Raw genomic sequence first — 16565 nt, 5'->3', positions numbered from 1 at the left:
CCAAAATTTGTAACAAAACTAATCACCCTTTTTTTAGTAACAATAGGTGTACATATCAATCAACGAGGTGATGACATCATGAAATTTCAAAAGAAAGCTATGTTACTTTTACTACTTACATCTATGCTCTATACTGCTCCGGCCTATGCGGCGACAACGCCTCAGACTTCGGTTACAGCCGTCTATCTGGATGATCAACAGCTACAATTGGGGGCTCAGCCCTTGTTAGTAAACGATACAGTACTAGTCCCTATGCGTAAGTTATTTGAAGCTCAGGGGGCAAAGATTACTTGGAATAATGATACCAAGACCGTTAAGGCAACCAAGGGAGACCTGGTGCTGACCTATCATATTGGCGATCAAGCTGCGAATAAAAATGGCCAGTCCTTAAGCGTAGCCGTTCCCGGCCAGATTGCCGGCGGTTATACGATGATGCCACTGCGTTTTGTCAGCGAAGCTTTGGGCAGCACTGTGAAGTGGGATACCACTACTCGTGCCGTTCGTATCTACTCGGCAGTGGATTACGATACGACAATTCTGTATGGGGTTAACCTGCGAAGTTTGCCAGACTCGTCAGCCCAATCAACGGTGCAGCAAATGTTGTCAGCAGGAGATAAGGTACATGTGGTTAGAGAAGTAGATGCTTTATGGTTAGAAGTGCGAACACAAGATAACAAGAGTGGCTATATATCTGCTAAACCCAAATATAGCAATTATACTAGTGCGGCTCTTGTAGAGCGGCAGGGAAGCGAGCTGCTTGCTTACGGAGAAAAATATCTGGGAACACCTTATGAATTTGGTGCAGCTACTAACCAGACATCTACCTTTGACTGTTCTTCTTTTGTAGGACATGTATTTAAGGATGTGTTGGCAATTGACCTGCCACGTGCCTCTTACAATCAGGCCAAAGAGGGCAAAGAGGTTGGAATTAACGAGTTGCGCAAGGGGGACCTGTTATTCTTCAGTGCACGAGGACTCGATATTGGGCATGTGGCGATTTACGCGGGAAATAATCAGATCCTACATACGTACTCCAAGGAGCTTGGCGTTCATTATGAAGCCTTAAGTGACAAGTGGAAGAAACGTTTGGTGACGGCTCGCAGATTGTTTTAGCTAGGTAATAATTAGGCTATAATTATCACGGTGAAGAAGCATCCGAATACATTTGGGGGATGAAGCAGATTGGCTAAGACCATAGTAGAAAAGTTGAAATCCCCTCTCCATTAAAATTTATTTGCAGGCATAAAGACGGTTTTTGAGTCTCTTTTCCGTCTATGTTATGTGCTTGATGTTAAGGAGGGAAATAGTGACTTGTACGGACGCAGAACTGGTAGATAAGGTGTGTAAAGGTGACATGGATGCATTCAGTGTACTTATCGGCAAATATTCCAATGCAGTATACGGGGTTGCTTATGGTAAATTGGGTGATTTTCATACCGCACAAGACATTGCCCAAGAGGTTTTTGTTAAAACCTATCGCAAATTACCCAACTTAAAGGAGCCTGAGAAACTCGCCAGTTGGTTATATGCGGTTACTGCACGGGAATGCATGGATTGGTTTAGGTCAAATAAAAAGAAAACTGCTTACGAATTCATGCAAAAAATGGAGGTTCCGCAGCTAGAATCTACCGAAGATCAGCTGCTCAGAAAAGAACTCCAGCAAGATGTGTGGAAAGCCTTAAACACCCTATCAGAAGCTAATCGTATAGTCACAATTCTCTACTATATCGACAATTACAAGGTTAGGGAAATCGCCGATTTCCTTGATTTATCCAGCGAAGCTGTTGAGAGTAGACTCCGCAGATCAAGAACGATCTTAAAAAGGGAGATGTTGAGTACAGTGAATAATAATCTTAATGAAAACAAATTACAGGACGAATTTAAGAAGAGAGTCTTTCAGGATGAAAGAATGACTGAAACGAATTTTCGTCGTGTGGCTATGGGCCAGAGTGAATTTGATGATATTGATATGCATAAAACAAACTTCTCCAATGTAAATATGGAGGGGACCGGATTCGATAATATTAATATGAGCAGTACTACCTTTAATGACATCAATATGCATTCTGTTAAGTTTAATGAAGTGGGGCTGTGGGAAATAGAGGTTAGGAATAGTGAACTAGGGGAGGCTTATTTCCACGATATTCATTTGTACGGTAAAGGCAATAAGTTTGAGCGATGCCAGCTGAACGGGACATCCTTTGTAGATTGTGATCTTTCGAATGTGGATATAAGAGACTGCAATCTTTCAGGCGTCACAGTAAATGGGATTTCATTAGAGCTATTGTTAGACAGCTATAATAAAAGTAAATAAACGATATAAATCATAGATTTAATCGGAAACCACTTCTTTCTAGGAGTGGTTTTTGAGTTTAGGGTATAATGGATGAAGAGTGTACAGCACAACCTATAGGAGTGAAAAATAGATGAAGCGCATCACCATTTTAATTGCGGATGATGAGGCGGAAATTGCCGACTTGGTGGCCTTGCATTTGCAAAAAGAGGGGTATCATATCCTCAAAGTGTCCGATGGAAGGGCAGCGGTACAAGCCATTGAGTCGCAAACGATAGATTTGGCGATTCTGGATATTATGATGCCGGGGCTGGATGGTTACGAGGTAACCCGCCATATTCGGGAGCATTATCATCTGCCGATTATTTTTCTGAGTGCTAAAACTTCCGATCTTGATAAAATCACCGGACTGGTTATGGGCGCAGATGATTATATGACCAAACCGTTTAATCCAATGGAACTGGTCGCCCGAGTTAATTCCCAGTTGAGGCGTTCTATACAATTCAGTCAGCCCGCAGCCATACCTAAATCGGTGCTAGAGGTTCGGGGATTGATGATTTCACCGGATGAGCATACGGTTACTCTTTATGGTGAGGTCATAGAGTTAACTCCAAAAGAGTTTGATATTTTGCATTTATTGGTCAGCCATCCCAAGCAGGTGTTTAGTGCGGAGAGCATTTTTCAACAGGTGTGGGGCGATGCTTATTATGAGAGTGGGAACACGGTCATGGTACATATCCGTACCTTGCGCAAAAAGCTCGGTGAAGACATCAATAAGAATAAATTCATTAAGACGATCTGGGGCGTTGGATATACTTTTAATGGGTAAAGGCCCGTGAAATTTATTTATTTTAAGAAAAACTTTATATTTGTCCTGCTTTTTCTTTAAAGTGTCTTCGTTATTCTATTCCTATCAAGGAAATGGGAGGACATTGCTGATGAAGAAGTGGGGCTTTTTGGCGTTGGTTGTGTTGTTGCTTGGGTATGCAGCGGCTCGTTATTTACCGAATACGGGTAATTTAGGATACGATGATAAGATTCGCAAAGAATCTATTACAAATAACAATAGTTTAGAGGTAGTAACACAAGATCAAGTGTATCAAGGGGATTTGTTGCTGGTGAATAGGCAATACCCGGTACATGAGGATAGTGTGAAGTCTGATATCGTGACCTTATATGAGCAGGCGGATCTGGTGCAGGGTTATGGGCTGCTGGATACCTCGATTCGTTTGTCTGAAAGTGTAGCGCATAAATTCAATAAGATGGTCAAAGCTGCCGAAAAAGAGGGTGTGAATCATTTTTTAATTAGCAGCGGGTACAGAGACTTTGAAGAGCAAGAGAAATTATATCAGGAAAAAGGTTCGGACTATGCTTTACCGGCGCAATATAGTGAACATAATTTAGGATTATCTCTAGATATCGGGTCGTCCCAATCAGAAATGAGTAAAGCGCCTGAAGGAAAATGGCTGCAAAAAAATGCCTGGAAATACGGCTTTATTCTCCGCTATCCGAAAGACAAAACCGAGATTACGGGGATAAAATATGAACCCTGGCATTTCCGTTATGTAGGGTTGCCGCACAGCGCCATTATTCATGAGAAGGGGCTTGTGCTAGAACAATATTTGGATTTCTTGAAAGAGAACAAAGAGATTTCCACAACAGTAGACGGCAAAGCTTATACAGTAAGTTACTTTCCGGTATCCAAATACACTACGATCAAAATTCCACAGGAAGGGCAATATATGACGTCAGGCGATAACATGGATGGCATAATTGTTACTACATATTAATGACTAAAGAGCCGAAAAAAAAGTCTGCTATAAACCTTTTGCTGGCAGCGATATTTATCGTCTATATGTATTTTTTAATCCGAATTATTTTATTTAAAGGTGCACCGGTGAACTTATTATCGCTTTGGGAGCAAGCGGGACGTATGTTTGAACATCCAGACCGGATTTTTAATCGGCGAGGCAACTATATCCCTTTTAAGGAGATCTCCCGGGGGATGGACGATCTGTCGCTTTCAGATCCTTTTTCATCTATTAATTTAGTAGGGAATTTGCTGGCCTTTATTCCGTTTGGGATCTTGGTGCCCATGCTGTTATCGCAAAAAGTAAGGCTGTTTCGAAGAGTTTTCTTCCTCTCGCTGGCGCTGAGCTTCTGTTTTGAATTCACACAATTAGTATTGTATATCGGCACCTTTGATGTGGATGATCTTATTTTGAACACTGGCGGCGGGGTGGCTGGTTACTGTATCTATAGACTGTTGACTTCTTTCGGATGGATTGCATCTATATCAAAGCGGTGTTAGTATTTGTGGATATAGATCTAGGGTAGAAGGGGCATGGTATGAAAAAGCGTATTTCGGATATTGTTTCCATCATTGTAGGAGCTTTGTTATTCTCCTTGGCCGTTAATTTGTTTGTGATTCCGAACGAGTTCGGTGAAGGCGGGGTCACGGGACTGACTATGATTACTTACTATTTGTATCAGTGGTCACCCGGTATTGTTAGCTTGATTCTTAACGCTTTATTATTAATTGTGGGGTACAAATTTCTAGACAAAACTACGACGGTATACACGATTATTGCGGTGTTTTTCAATTCGTTATTCCTGATTCTTACGAAAAATTGGAATATTGGCAGCGATGAGTTGATAATTAATGCAATATTCGGGGGTATCTTCTCAGGTGTGGGTATCGGGCTAATTATACGAGTGGGTGGAACGACTGCAGGGTCAACCATCATCGCCAGAATCCTACATAAATATTTGGACTGGAATGTTAGTTACGCGCTATTGCTCGTCGATTTAATTGTGGTGTTCGCTTCGTATTTCATCATTGGAGTACAAAGTCTGATGTTTACGATCGTGATGCTCTATGTAGCCACTAAGATAATGGACTTCATTATTGAGGGAGTGAACCCTAAGAAGGCTGTTACGATTGTATCCCAAGAGCAGGACAAAATTGCTGAACAGGTTAATGGAATTATGGATAGAGGCGTCACAGTAATATATGGCCGTGGGTACTATACCAAGACACCTAAAGAGCTGCTGTATATTGTGATTAGCAAGCAGGAAGTGACTATGCTTAAGAAAATCGTCAAATCCATTGATAAAGAGGCGTTTATTACCATCCACGATGTAAGAGATGTATTCGGAGAAGGTTTTGTGGAGTTGTCAAAATAATAAGATAAAAAGCTATCCCGGAAGCTATTATGGCTCTTGGATAGTTTTTTTTGATTTCGGGTGCGTTATTGTGATGAATATCATTGCAATTATTAGATCGTTCACATTTTTTCAATTTCTCGTGTGATTGAACGCACACTCCGGCATGTGCAGCTTCTATATGCTTTTTATAGAGGAATTAATTTATTGCAGGAAAGAGGTTATTTAGATGTTAGATCAACAAACCATTGAAATCATAAAATCAACGGTGCCCGTATTGCAGGTTCATGGGAAGACCATCACAACTACTTTCTATGGCATGTTATTTGAAAATCATCCGGAGTTACTAAATATATTTAATCATGCCAACCAACGGGAAGGTAAACAGCAGACTGCACTTGCTAACGCCGTACTCGCGGCGGCAATGAATATTGATCAGCTGGGAAATATTTTGCCTGTGGTAAAACAGATTGCGGAGAAACATCGGGCATTGGGAGTATTACCTGAACATTATCCCATCGTAGGTGAGACTTTGTTAGCTGCTATTGGGCAAGTACTTGGCGATGCGGCGACACCGGAAATTATTGATGCTTGGGCAAAGGCGTATGGCGTGATCGCAGATGCCTTTATTGGTGTCGAAGCAGAGAAGTATCGTGAAGCAGCCGAAATTCCCGGGGGTTGGAGTGGATTTAGAAACTTTGTGGTTACTAAGAAGGTTAAAGAAAGTGAACTTATTACTTCCTTCTACCTTTCTCCTGAGGATGGAGGGGCTATAGCTTCTTACTTACCGGGTCAATACATCACGGTTCGTGTTCAGCCTGAGGGCGAGGAATACACCCATGTTCGCCACTATAGTTTGTCCAGTGCGCCGGGACAGTCGTATTACCGCATCACAGTTAAACGGGAAGGTGAAGGGCCGGATAAACCGGCTGGAGTCGTATCTACTTTCCTTCATGATGTCGTACAAGTGGGAGCTATATTGGAAGTAAGCTCGCCAGCAGGTGATTTCGTACTAAATAAAGATAGTGATCGTCCAGTGGTTCTTATCAGTGGCGGGGTTGGACTAACCCCTATGGTAAGTATGCTGGAGACGTTAATTGCTACGCAGCCAGAACGAGAGGTAACGTACATTCATGCAGCCATCAATGGAAGCTTGCATGCTATGAAAGAAATGGTGGCGGATTTGGAGCAGTCCCATCCTACCCTACGATCCTATGTATGTTATGAAACTCCAAGTGAAGGAGATACGTTCCATAAAACAGGTTATATTGATCTAGCTTGGTTGCAAGAAGTAACAGACGTAAACTCTGAATTCTATTTCTGCGGACCGACTCCTTTTATGAAGGCGATATATAAGGCTCTTAAGGAATGGAAGGTGGCTGAAGACAGAATTCATTATGAATTCTTCGGCCCGGCTGGAAGTTTGGAAGCCTAAGCTGTAAAAACAAAAGAGCGTCCCAGTCCTAATGACTGTGACGCTCTTTTTTACAATAGAAGTTTATTTGAAGGCAGCGAATGGGTTAGTTCCCTTTGGTAATATTGAACTGAAATTAAAGGTGTACGTAGGAATTCCAGCCGCATAAGGGGCAATTTCATACTGTTGGTAGAAGATTGCAAGGCCACTCTCGGAAACGTAGAAGTTTGGTTTTTCTGTTAGTCCGCCAGGTGTATCTGGAAAAGCTAGCTCCTTGGTGCTTTCCTTCAACATTTTATCTAATTTTTGTTTGTAGTTTGGCTCTGCCTTCAGCAGGTCCTTAAGTTCAATTGGTTTGCCGTCTTTCAGCGAGAAGGTAAATCCTTCACGAAGGGCTCCACCATGAGCTCCACCAGTATAGCCATATTGATCAGTCACGATGCTCAGAACCCCTTCACGGTTAAAGGAGACAACAAAAGTTTGAGAGAAGTCATATTTATTCTCTATAGTACCATCTCTACGGCTAGCCTGTTCTTCACTCTCTGCGACAAATTGTTCAGCTTGCTTTTTGAAGATTGCATTAATCTTAGTTTGCACTTCATCCGTTAAGCCACTGATTTTGGGATATTGCACTTTGATACTAGCATTTTTATTGCTCTTATCTAAGGTTTCAGAGGTGATTTTGATGTCATTCATTACTTTTTTACTTAGATCAAGTGATTTCAATGAAGGATTATAAACGCCTTGCACTCCTAAATAGTCAGACAAGAGTTTGAATGGAACATAAATCCGGTCATTGATGACCTTCACATCATGACTGCCGGTCATGCTATAAATGTAATAGCCATTCAGGGTTGTACTAACACCGTAATCTGAGACCTCCATGTCCAGCTTCATGGAATCGCTGCCTACACTATAAGTTTTGGTGCTTGCATTATAGTTAATGGAAAGGCCAAAAGCATCCCGTAGTACAGTTAAAGGGATCATGGTATTGCCGTTTACTATTTTCGCCTGCTGCGATAAGGTCTTGCCTTTATATTTAAGCACTACAGAGGGTTGCTGTGCGGCTTGTTTTACCGTATTTCCTCCGGTAGTTGCGGCTTGAACTGAAGTTCCTCCTACTAGTCCCGACCCTCCAAGCAATACTCCAGCAGCCAAGATGGCTGAGGTCCATTTCATACTTTTATTCATAACTTAATCTCTCCTTCCCAAGGATGGGCTTATGTAGTTGCAATATGATATTTTTTCCTCTATCACTCCTACAATTATACCTAGGTCCCAAATAGATTTGATTACAAAGGCGGTTACAGTGTTGTTGCATAGATATGCAAAAGGTATATACTTTTTAACCATTTTGTACGATTAAGACACTAGCATTAAGAATGTAAAGTAATTACGGTGAGCTCGGGGCGACAATTAAAACGAACAGGCATACGAGTTACTCCTATCCCGCGAGTGGTATAGACCTGAAGTTGGCTGTTGGGCAGTTGATATAATCCACTTGAATATTTACTTCCGTGAGGCGGGGTATATAAAGCTCCGACAAAGGGAAGCCGCACTTGGCCTCCGTGGCTATGGCCAGACAATTGCAGATCTATAGGCAGCTTGCAAAAGTCATCGGCGAAATCAGGTTCATGGGCAAGGAGAATTGTGCAAGCCTCTTCCGGGATATGAAGCAGCGCTTGGGCGATGTCTGCTTTTCCGACCCAAGGATCATCTATTCCGGCAATATAGAGCTTGTCCGTACCTTGGGTTAAGACGATATGTTCATTATGGAGCACGTGGAAGCCCGATTGTGTTAGCCCTTTCGTTACAACCTTTCTGGTCCCAAAAGCGTCATGATTGCCTAATACTGCAAATTGTCCAAAAGGAGCCCGCAACTGAGAGCACAAGGCTACGGCTTCTGAAATATAATCGGCTGAATGATCTAATAAATCGCCGGTGAAGCAGATCAGATCTGGCTTTACATGTTGAATTTGCTGCGCTAGCTCCATTAATGCTTGCGGCTTGGAATATACCCCTTGATGTAAATCACTAAAATGAACGATACGAAATTTATCGAAGGCTGGAGAAAGTCTAGGGAGTGTAATATCTACGTATTTGATTTCCAGCCAGTAGGGTTCGATCCAATGTGAATAGATACCGGATGCACCAGCTGTTCCAAGAAGGCCTAGAGTTACTTGAGCGCTTTTCTGTAGAAATTGTCGTCTGCTAATAGTATTCATAAACAAATCATACGTGGGGATTGTTACTCTACTATGACAATATTCATTTAATAACCCATTGTGACGATAAAACTACATATACATTTTTTTTATATGGGAGATGAAGAGATGAGTATTATCGATGCCTTAGTCCTCGCAGCACCTTATTTCAAAAAGATTCACTCGCAGGATATTATGATTGGAATCACGGACAGGGAGATCTTCCATTATTACGCACCAAGTAAAGTTATTGATCTCGGATTGGTTAAGGGTAACCCTATCCCGCCTGAAGATCTGTCGCTTTCAAATGGACTGAAAGGTATAGCAAGCTCTAACCGAATCCCAGCAGAAATTTATGGAGCTCCTGTAATCTCAACATGTGTACCTATCTACGGAACGGATGATGATGTAATCGGGGTTTTTGCCATTGCCTATACACTAGAGAACGAGAATAAGCTTGAAGGATTCACAGATGAGATTAATGAGATAAGCAGTCATCTAATGGAGATGGTGCAGAGCGTAGCTGCCCAATCTCAGGAATTATCAGCTACTTCGCAGCAAATATTAGATAATACGCGTAGAGCCGTAACGGAATCACAAGAAGTGAATAAGGTTGCCGGCTTCATTCGTGAGATTTCTGAGCAGACGAACCTGCTTGGGCTGAATGCGGCAATTGAAGCCGCTCGTGTAGGAGAGCAAGGGGCTGGTTTTGGGGTGGTTGCTACGGAAGTACGCAAACTGTCCGTTAACACTAAAGAAGCAACCCATAATATTGAAAAATCACTGAGTGATGTTCAAAAGTCCATTAAGCAAATGGAGCAAGAAATTGAAGCGATCTCTGCTTCTTCACACTCACAAGCAGAATTGGTCACTGAATTCAGCGGTGTCATTGAGCGCCTGAATAAAGCGAGTAATGAAATGACGTCCTTTATGCAATCCATTATCCAGTAGATAGTGAATGCATAAGATTACTTCACCCAAACCATGCTAGAAGAGAACAGGCGCATTTCAGAAGGGAGCGTATTTCATTTATGAAACAACCCGATTCCAGTCTGCAAGCGAATGACAATGTAACTCAAGCCAAAAATTCTTTGGGCAAGCTTCATTTCTCTGTCTCTCAGGCACTTAGTCATCCAACAGAACAGACTTTGGCACAGGCTGAGAACCGCCTGGCACATACTGAGCAGGCGATTCAGCAAGCTCAGGACTGGCTAGGTCCTCAAGGTGTGGAGTTGGCTGGAGAACTGTTGACCGAGGATAAGAGCAGACTTGCCTCATTGAATAAGCAAGGGAAACGTTCAGAGCGCTAAATGTTCCTGCCGCAACCTGTGAAGCTCCAAGCTTCACGGGTTGTTCTTATGCGCTGTTCCCTGAAAGATGTGGCATAGGAAGAGGGATGTTATACTGGATTGAGAGTTTAAGCAAGGGTTTAGATGGGGGATAAGGGATATGAATGGCAAGCACATCGAAGAATTAACCCGGCAGGCGGAAGCTTTCATTCGACAATGTTACGCTGAACTAGACAAGTCTGAAGCCGAGACGGATCATCGCATCCTAGCCGTACATGAGGAAATTAACCAATCAGGCAGTTACACACATACAACGGAAGAATTAGCGCATGGTGCAAGAATGGCCTGGCGCCACAATAGCCGCTGCATTGGGCGTCTTTTTTGGCAATCCATTGAGCTAATCGATGAACGCCAAGCAGAGACTGAGGAACAAGTTGCTGAAGCGTTGCTGCGACATCTGGAAAAGGCGAACAACGGAGGACGTATTCGTTCACTCATCACCGTCTTCCGCAGCGGAGAAGATCCGAGTCAGCGGATTCGGATCTGGAACCACCAATTGATTCGTTATGCCGGGTATCCTGGCGATGAAGAACACGGACGCGCTGGCGATCCGGCATCGGATGAATTCACAAAAATATGCCAGCAACTAGGTTGGCAAGGAACAGGTGGCGATTATGATGTGTTGCCGTTAGTGATCAGTATTGGCAACGGGCATCCTTACGTTTTCCCTATTCCTGATCACCTCATTCAGGAGGTACCGTTAACACATCCTGAAATTGAACGTTTTGCTGAGCTTCAGCTCCGTTGGTATTCTGTACCCATTATCACGGACATGCAGTTGGAAATTGGCGGTATTCTGTACACGGCTGCTCCTTTTAACGGTTGGTACATGGAGACTGAAATCGGCTCGCGTAACTTGGGGGATACTGGACGATACAACACTTTGCCAGCTATAGCTGATGTGATGGGACTGGATCGCTCCAGCAACACAACGCTTTGGAAGGATCGGGCGCTTCTTGAGCTGAATCGCGCAGTGCTGCATTCCTTCAAGCAAGCAGGGGTCAGCATCGTGGATCACCATACAGCAGCAGATCAATTTGTTCGATTCCAGCAACAGGAGAACGAGCAGGGGCGCCAAGTCTCAGGGCGCTGGTCCTGGCTGATTCCGCCTATGTCACCTTCGTCTACACCGATTTGGCATGATCGTACGTTAAAAGAATATGATTTCAGCCCTCGTTTTCTTTATCAACAATCACCCGTCGCAACCTGCCCGTTTCACTAGCTAACGAAGGCAGTATATAGGTCGCAACTTTAATCTGGATAAAGGCATTTTCCTCGGAAATGTCTCTTTTTGTTTGACTATAGAAAAAGCGCCAAGTTCCCCTCCTAAGGAAACTGGCGCTTTTTAGGCTTTTAAATGATCCAGAAAAATTTGTTTAAGTAGCTCAAGCTGATCGTCGGAGTCTAGATCGGATTCCAGCAGGAGAATGTTTTTTTTCATCGTTAGTTTTCTGGAAAAGAGGGCAAAGCTATTCATGAGCGTAATTAAGGTTTCTTTTACGGGGAGACCCGCACGAATAGAGCCGTCTTCTACCCCATTTTGAATGATCCTGGAGTATTCATGCCAAATTTTGCGGTTGAGTGCATTGAAGCTCAGAACATCCTCAACAGGCTCACTTGAGTGTGAGGCGTAGCTTTCGAAATTGACCATAAAAATAATACTTAGATGATTTTGATCCTGAATAAAAAAATCAAATAATTTCTCGATTTGTTCAAGACAAGTAAGGGGCAAGTCCGCTACGTATTTAAAATGATCGAGCATAGGCTCCAGCATTCGGGTGGCTACAGCCACTACGAGTTTTTCTTTTCTGGGAAAATAGCGAAATAACGTCGCAATCCCGATATTGGCTTCGCTTGCGACATCTTGCATCGTCGACTTTTCGATTCCTTTTTGTGATAATACTCGTTCTGCGGATTCGAGGATCGTAATTAATCGTTGCTGCTTACCATCGGATCTTTCTTTTTCGTATCGTGTTTTAGGATTCATGAGGGCTAGACCCTTCCATTTTTTGATTGGGATTTTCAATTATTAGTATTATATCCACCGTTTATTGGATTAAGCAAGGAGTGGTTGTAGTTCTTTTGCAAAAATGATATGATGTATATCACAGTGATAGTGTGACTATCATCACTCAAATATTATATCACAATACGATTATAGAGGAGACCTAATTATGAATCGTCTAACTAATAAAGTAGCAATTATTACAGGTGCAGGCAGCGGTATGGGCCGTGAAGAAGCCCTTTTATTGTCCAAAGAGGGTGCTACAGTTGTAGCAACTGATATTAACGAGGCTGCCGTACAAGCAGTTGTGAAGGAAATTGAAGTAAATGGTGGACAAGCAGCAGCTTATGCACATAATGTGGCTTCCGAAGAAGACTGGATCAAGGTTGTAGAAGATGTGATTAGCAAGTTCGGGAAAATCGATATTTTGGTAAACAATGCAGGGATCTCATTCCCGGTTCAATTGCTCGAATCCACTGTTGATCAATGGAACAAAGTAATGAACATCAACGTGAGCAGCGTATTCCTTGGCATGAAGCATGTTGTTCCTCAAATGAAGAACAATAAAGGTGGTTCCATCGTTAATATTTCATCCATCGCAGGTTTGACTGGCAGCAGCGGTGCTGGTGCTTATACAGCTTCTAAAGGTGCAGTTCGTATGCTAAGTAAAGCAGCAGCTGTAGACTTTGGTAAAGATAACATTCGTGTGAACTCTGTTCACCCAGGATTTATCGAAACCCCAATGAGTGCTGAATTTGTAAATAACGAAAAAATGCATAGCTTCTTTATGTCTCAGACTGCGCTGCCACGTGTTGGTCGTGCTTCTGAAGTAGCTGAAGCTGTATTGTTCTTGGCTTCTGATGAAGCTTCTTACATTACAGGTGTTGAGCTGCCGGTTGATGGCGGAGTTGTAGCTAAATAATAGTCTCTAATTAAGAAACATTAAGAAGCCGTCCCATACGTAGATTTTCTCTACGCACGGGATGGCTTCTTTTGCTGTTTTAAGCCCATTTCTACCGAACTTTAGCCTACACCCCTGCATACCATATAGCACTCGGATAGTAGGAGAAGGGTGTGGTGCAGAGATGGGCATCCAGTTAACAGCGCTCCATTATGTATATCTGGCATTTATCGTATTTATAATGGCACTTCTGATCAAGAGACGGGACACAACGATGATCTGTATTGCGGGCATCTTTGTACTTGGGTGGTTAGCCACGGAGACCGTCAGTGGTTCAGTCACAGGTATATTCAACTCTTTTGTATATGCAACCAAGGAGCTAATGGGTACGATCATGATTATTTCGATCATAGTAGCCATGAGCCGGGTATTAACACGCACGGGGATTAACGAGATCATGGTTGCTCCACTTACCCGCTTTTTGCGCACACCGTTCATAGCCTTTTGGGGGATCGGTCTGATTATGATGGTCACCTCATGGTTCTTTTGGCCTTCACCTGCAGTGGCCTTGATCGGGGTTGTGCTGCTGCCGGTTGCCATTCGAGTGGGACTGCCGGCTCTTGGAGCGGCGATGGCAATGAATTTATTTGGCCACGGGATTGCGCTCTCAGGTGATTACATTATTCAAGGTGCACCTAAACTAACAGCAGATGCGGCCGGACTTCCAGTGACCAGTGTCATGGAGGCGAGTGTTCCGCTTGTAATTGTTATGGGCGTGGTGACTACGATAACGGCGTATTGGATGATGCGCAGAGATCAGAAGAAGGGAACTTGGCGAGACGGGCTTATTGCCGGGAAAAGTGCCGTGAGTGCGTTATCTGCAGAGAATGATACGGCAGAAGATCCAGCGGTGATTCATCCAGCATTGAAACAATGGCTGGCTATCGCCATTCCCATTCTGTTTTTAGCTGATGTAGCAGGCATGTTCCTGCTCGATTTGCAGGGGGGAGATGCAACTGCCTTAGTTGGTGGAACAGCGGTGTTCATTCTGGTTGTAGTAACCTTGTTGGCACATCGTAATAAAGGGTTGGAGCAAGTAACTTCTTATCTGATCGATGGACTTACGTTTGGCTTCAAAGTATTTGGTCCTGTGATACCGATTGCCGCTTTTTTCTATCTGGGGGATTCAGCGTTTGCTGAATTATTCGGCAAAGTGCTGCCCGCCGCATCTCAGGGGATTGTAAATGATCTAGGGGTCGCTCTAGCACATAACGTTCCTCTGAACGGCGCAGTGGGTGCTGTGACCGCAACTATAACCGGAGCCATTACAGGCCTAGATGGTTCAGGGTTCTCGGGCATTTCACTTGCCGGGTCTATTGGCAAATTGTTTGCGGTGGCCACACATTCCAATGCGGCGACTTTAACTGCGCTGGGGCAGGTAGCTGCCATTTGGGTGGGTGGAGGCACACTGATTCCGTGGGCATTGATTCCGGCGGCTGCTATTTGCGGAGTAAGCCCCTTTGAGCTGGCGAGACGGAATGTTAAGCCTGTACTCATTGGGCTGGTAGTCACGACGATTGTCGCCATGTTTCTGGTGTAGAGGTTGGATAACTATAGGAAACCAAAAAAAGGCTGCCGAGAAGATCTCGGGCAGCCTTTGGATGTCTTTAATGTATCCCTTTCATGAAATTCTGAATTTTGGAAGAGAATAGGAAGAGGATAAGCGCAAGGATAAGGGCCACTCCACCAATTACTCCAAAGTACATCATTTCGGTATCCGGGGTATAGAACTTCACAATCTGAGCATTAATTGCTTGGGCAGCGGCATTCGATAGGAACCACATACTCATCATTTGAGCGGTAAAAGCCGCCGGCGCCAGTTTGGTCGTAGCTGATAAGCCCACAGGGGACAAGCATAACTCCCCGATTACAATGATAAAATAGCTGAGTACCAGCCATAATGGATTCACAAGTGAATTAGCTCCACCGAAATAAGCAGGTACTAGAATCACCAGGAAGGATAAACCGGCAAACAATAAACCAAGCGAGAACTTTTGCGGAATCGAGGGTTGACGGTTACCGAGCTTTAACCACAACCAGGCAAATATAGGTGCAAGAGTGATAATAAACAGCGGGTTAAGCGATTGGAACCAAGCAGGAGAAATGTGTAAGCCTGCAAAATCCAATTGGGTCCGTTTATCAGCAAAACTAGCTAGAACTGTAGAAGTCTGCTCTTGAATCGCCCAGAACATAATCGATGCGATAAATAAAGGAATGTATGCGAGAATTCTTGACCGTTCAACGGCTGTTGTTTTGGGACTGCGGTACATCATAATGAAATACATCGTAGGAATAAGTAAGCCTAACACCCCTACTATTTTTATTAATGTTTCAAAGGTAAGCACTCCGGTAAGAATACCGATTGTAATCAAAATCGCAAGTACAACTAATCCTACACCAATCCAAGTAAAGATTTTTTTCTTCTGATCTGCAGGAATAGGGTTGTGTACAATCGTACCGGCCAGACCCAGGTTTTTTGTGCGAGTCATAATATAAACGACTAGTCCAATAAACATTCCGACTGCGGCAATCGAGAAACCTAGATGGAAATTATTCATGCCTACTGCGCCAACAATTAGTGGGGAGAGAAATCCTCCAAGGTTGATGCCCATATAAAAAATGCTGAAGGCAGCGTCACGGCGGTTATCCTGCTCGCTATAAATTTCGCCGACAATACTTGAAACATTGGGTTTCAGTAGACCCGTTCCGAGTACGATTAAAACCATCGAAGCAAAAAACAATGTGGTATTGCCTGGAATAGCCAGTAGTATATGCCCGAACATGATGAAAACGCCGCCGTAGAAAACAGCCCTCGAAGTCCCAAGGAGCCGATCCGCAAGCCAGCCTCCAATGATCCCTGACATATATACAAGCGATCCATAGATAGACATAATAGAAAGTGCCATATCTTCAGGTAATCCGAGACCGCCTTGGCTCACTTCATAATACATGTAGTAGACAAGGATAGCTCGCATGCCATAATAAGAGAAACGCTCCCAAAATTCTGTGAAGAAAAGGGTGAAAAGTCCCTTAGGATGTCCGAAGAAACCCTTTTGCGGGACGCTATCTACTATTTTTTGCCGGTCTGTTACTGCCATGAATCAAATCCTCCTAGATGACAAATATCTATATATCATGATGCAAACGCCTCTATTTTATTTATAATCCTCTCCT

General features: G+C 43.4%; 16 protein-coding genes. 12 read left to right on the top strand and 4 right to left on the bottom strand.

Annotated features, from left to right (window positions below; all coding sequences use genetic code 11):
* The first annotated feature begins 78 nt into the window (after window positions 1–78).
* From MKZ09_RS33130 to hmpA, 7 genes are all read left to right on the top strand, one after another.
* Window positions 79–1113 carry a C40 family peptidase gene (locus MKZ09_RS33130; RefSeq protein ID WP_076202089.1) on the top strand — a complete coding sequence of 345 codons (1035 nt, stop codon included), beginning with the start codon at window positions 79–81 and terminating at the stop codon, window positions 1111–1113.
* A 193-nt stretch (window positions 1114–1306) separates the two neighbouring features.
* Complete coding sequence (locus tag MKZ09_RS33125) at window positions 1307–2314, top strand: sigma-70 family RNA polymerase sigma factor (protein WP_076202087.1); 1008 nt, start codon at window positions 1307–1309, stop codon at window positions 2312–2314.
* Between the two features lie 112 nt (window positions 2315–2426).
* A complete protein-coding gene (locus MKZ09_RS33120; protein WP_076202084.1) occupies window positions 2427–3122 on the top strand; it encodes a response regulator transcription factor in 696 nt (231 codons plus the stop codon).
* A 109-nt stretch (window positions 3123–3231) separates the two neighbouring features.
* Window positions 3232–4083 (top strand): M15 family metallopeptidase, encoded by an 852-nt coding sequence (locus tag MKZ09_RS33115; protein WP_076202081.1) that lies wholly within the window; start codon window positions 3232–3234, stop codon window positions 4081–4083.
* Complete coding sequence (locus tag MKZ09_RS33110; protein WP_076124132.1) at window positions 4083–4604, top strand: VanZ family protein; 522 nt, start codon at window positions 4083–4085, stop codon at window positions 4602–4604. Before MKZ09_RS33115 ends, MKZ09_RS33110 begins: the two co-directional genes overlap by 1 nt.
* A gap of 38 nt (window positions 4605–4642) precedes the next feature.
* Window positions 4643–5479, top strand: a complete 837-nt coding sequence (locus MKZ09_RS33105) for a YitT family protein (RefSeq protein WP_036682251.1) — start codon at window positions 4643–4645, stop codon at window positions 5477–5479.
* 208 nt (window positions 5480–5687) lie between these two features.
* Window positions 5688–6893 (top strand): NO-inducible flavohemoprotein, encoded by a 1206-nt coding sequence (gene hmpA / locus MKZ09_RS33100; RefSeq protein ID WP_076181862.1) that lies wholly within the window; start codon window positions 5688–5690, stop codon window positions 6891–6893.
* Window positions 6894–6956: 63 nt separating this feature from the next.
* Here hmpA and MKZ09_RS33095 read toward each other — a convergent pair whose 3' ends face one another.
* Together MKZ09_RS33095 and MKZ09_RS33090 are read right to left on the bottom strand one after the other, a co-directional pair.
* Window positions 6957–8063 carry a PdaC/SigV domain-containing protein gene (locus tag MKZ09_RS33095; RefSeq protein WP_076202079.1) on the bottom strand — a complete coding sequence of 369 codons (1107 nt, stop codon included), beginning with the start codon at window positions 8061–8063 and terminating at the stop codon, window positions 6957–6959.
* Window positions 8064–8248: 185 nt separating this feature from the next.
* Entirely contained in the window at window positions 8249–9097 is an 849-nt protein-coding gene (locus tag MKZ09_RS33090) for a metallophosphoesterase (protein WP_076202076.1), read from the bottom strand.
* Between the two features lie 108 nt (window positions 9098–9205).
* Between MKZ09_RS33090 and MKZ09_RS33085 the strand changes: the two genes are divergently transcribed.
* The 3 genes from MKZ09_RS33085 to MKZ09_RS33075 all read left to right on the top strand — a co-directional run bounded on the left by MKZ09_RS33085 (window position 9206) and on the right by MKZ09_RS33075 (window position 11647).
* Window positions 9206–10027, top strand: coding sequence for a methyl-accepting chemotaxis protein (locus MKZ09_RS33085; protein ID WP_036682244.1), 822 nt, complete (start codon window positions 9206–9208; stop codon window positions 10025–10027).
* Between the two features lie 80 nt (window positions 10028–10107).
* Window positions 10108–10386, top strand: coding sequence for a hypothetical protein (locus MKZ09_RS33080; protein WP_076202074.1), 279 nt, complete (start codon window positions 10108–10110; stop codon window positions 10384–10386).
* 139 nt (window positions 10387–10525) lie between these two features.
* Window positions 10526–11647: a nitric oxide synthase oxygenase gene (locus MKZ09_RS33075; RefSeq protein WP_076202072.1), complete on the top strand. Its 1122-nt coding sequence runs from the start codon at window positions 10526–10528 to the stop codon at window positions 11645–11647.
* A gap of 123 nt (window positions 11648–11770) precedes the next feature.
* Here MKZ09_RS33075 and MKZ09_RS33070 read toward each other — a convergent pair whose 3' ends face one another.
* Entirely contained in the window at window positions 11771–12412 is a 642-nt protein-coding gene (locus tag MKZ09_RS33070; protein WP_076105092.1) for a TetR/AcrR family transcriptional regulator, read from the bottom strand.
* 187 nt (window positions 12413–12599) lie between these two features.
* Here MKZ09_RS33070 and MKZ09_RS33065 point away from each other — a divergent pair, with 187 nt between their 5' ends.
* Both MKZ09_RS33065 and MKZ09_RS33060 read left to right on the top strand, forming a co-directional pair.
* Window positions 12600–13352 carry an SDR family NAD(P)-dependent oxidoreductase gene (locus MKZ09_RS33065; protein ID WP_076202070.1) on the top strand — a complete coding sequence of 251 codons (753 nt, stop codon included), beginning with the start codon at window positions 12600–12602 and terminating at the stop codon, window positions 13350–13352.
* Window positions 13353–13515: 163 nt separating this feature from the next.
* Window positions 13516–14931 carry a hypothetical protein gene (locus MKZ09_RS33060; RefSeq protein WP_076202068.1) on the top strand — a complete coding sequence of 472 codons (1416 nt, stop codon included), beginning with the start codon at window positions 13516–13518 and terminating at the stop codon, window positions 14929–14931.
* A gap of 67 nt (window positions 14932–14998) precedes the next feature.
* On the opposite strand, the gene MKZ09_RS33055 is transcribed toward MKZ09_RS33060, so the two are convergent.
* Window positions 14999–16489 carry a peptide MFS transporter gene (locus MKZ09_RS33055; protein WP_076132752.1) on the bottom strand — a complete coding sequence of 497 codons (1491 nt, stop codon included), beginning with the start codon at window positions 16487–16489 and terminating at the stop codon, window positions 14999–15001.
* Between the last annotated feature and the right edge of the window lie 76 nt (window positions 16490–16565).

The sequence above is a fragment of the Paenibacillus sp. FSL R5-0908 genome, assembly GCF_038006245.1.
Lineage (GTDB): Bacteria > Bacillota > Bacilli > Paenibacillales > Paenibacillaceae > Paenibacillus_AQ > Paenibacillus_AQ odorifer.
The sequence above is the reverse complement of the archived record's forward strand: the minus strand, read 5'-3'. Positions and strand labels throughout refer to the sequence as shown.

What these genes read in the sequence shown, in the direction of transcription:
- MKZ09_RS33115 (WP_076202081.1), top strand. Translation starts at nt 3,232, where the DNA reads ATGAAGAAGTGGGGCTTTTTGGCGTTGGTTGTGTTGTTGCTTGGGTAT.
- MKZ09_RS33110 (WP_076124132.1), top strand. Translation starts at nt 4,083, where the DNA reads ATGACTAAAGAGCCGAAAAAAAAGTCTGCTATAAACCTTTTGCTGGCA.
- MKZ09_RS33130 (WP_076202089.1), top strand. Translation starts at nt 79, where the DNA reads ATGAAATTTCAAAAGAAAGCTATGTTACTTTTACTACTTACATCTATG.
- MKZ09_RS33060 (WP_076202068.1), top strand. Translation starts at nt 13,516, where the DNA reads ATGGGCATCCAGTTAACAGCGCTCCATTATGTATATCTGGCATTTATC.
- MKZ09_RS33095 (WP_076202079.1), bottom strand. Translation starts at nt 8,063, where the DNA reads ATGAATAAAAGTATGAAATGGACCTCAGCCATCTTGGCTGCTGGAGTA.
- MKZ09_RS33075 (WP_076202072.1), top strand. Translation starts at nt 10,526, where the DNA reads ATGAATGGCAAGCACATCGAAGAATTAACCCGGCAGGCGGAAGCTTTC.
- MKZ09_RS33085 (WP_036682244.1), top strand. Translation starts at nt 9,206, where the DNA reads ATGAGTATTATCGATGCCTTAGTCCTCGCAGCACCTTATTTCAAAAAG.
- MKZ09_RS33070 (WP_076105092.1), bottom strand. Translation starts at nt 12,412, where the DNA reads ATGAATCCTAAAACACGATACGAAAAAGAAAGATCCGATGGTAAGCAG.
- MKZ09_RS33105 (WP_036682251.1), top strand. Translation starts at nt 4,643, where the DNA reads ATGAAAAAGCGTATTTCGGATATTGTTTCCATCATTGTAGGAGCTTTG.
- MKZ09_RS33120 (WP_076202084.1), top strand. Translation starts at nt 2,427, where the DNA reads ATGAAGCGCATCACCATTTTAATTGCGGATGATGAGGCGGAAATTGCC.
- MKZ09_RS33090 (WP_076202076.1), bottom strand. Translation starts at nt 9,097, where the DNA reads ATGAATACTATTAGCAGACGACAATTTCTACAGAAAAGCGCTCAAGTA.
- MKZ09_RS33065 (WP_076202070.1), top strand. Translation starts at nt 12,600, where the DNA reads ATGAATCGTCTAACTAATAAAGTAGCAATTATTACAGGTGCAGGCAGC.
- hmpA (WP_076181862.1), top strand. Translation starts at nt 5,688, where the DNA reads ATGTTAGATCAACAAACCATTGAAATCATAAAATCAACGGTGCCCGTA.
- MKZ09_RS33055 (WP_076132752.1), bottom strand. Translation starts at nt 16,489, where the DNA reads ATGGCAGTAACAGACCGGCAAAAAATAGTAGATAGCGTCCCGCAAAAG.
- MKZ09_RS33080 (WP_076202074.1), top strand. Translation starts at nt 10,108, where the DNA reads ATGAAACAACCCGATTCCAGTCTGCAAGCGAATGACAATGTAACTCAA.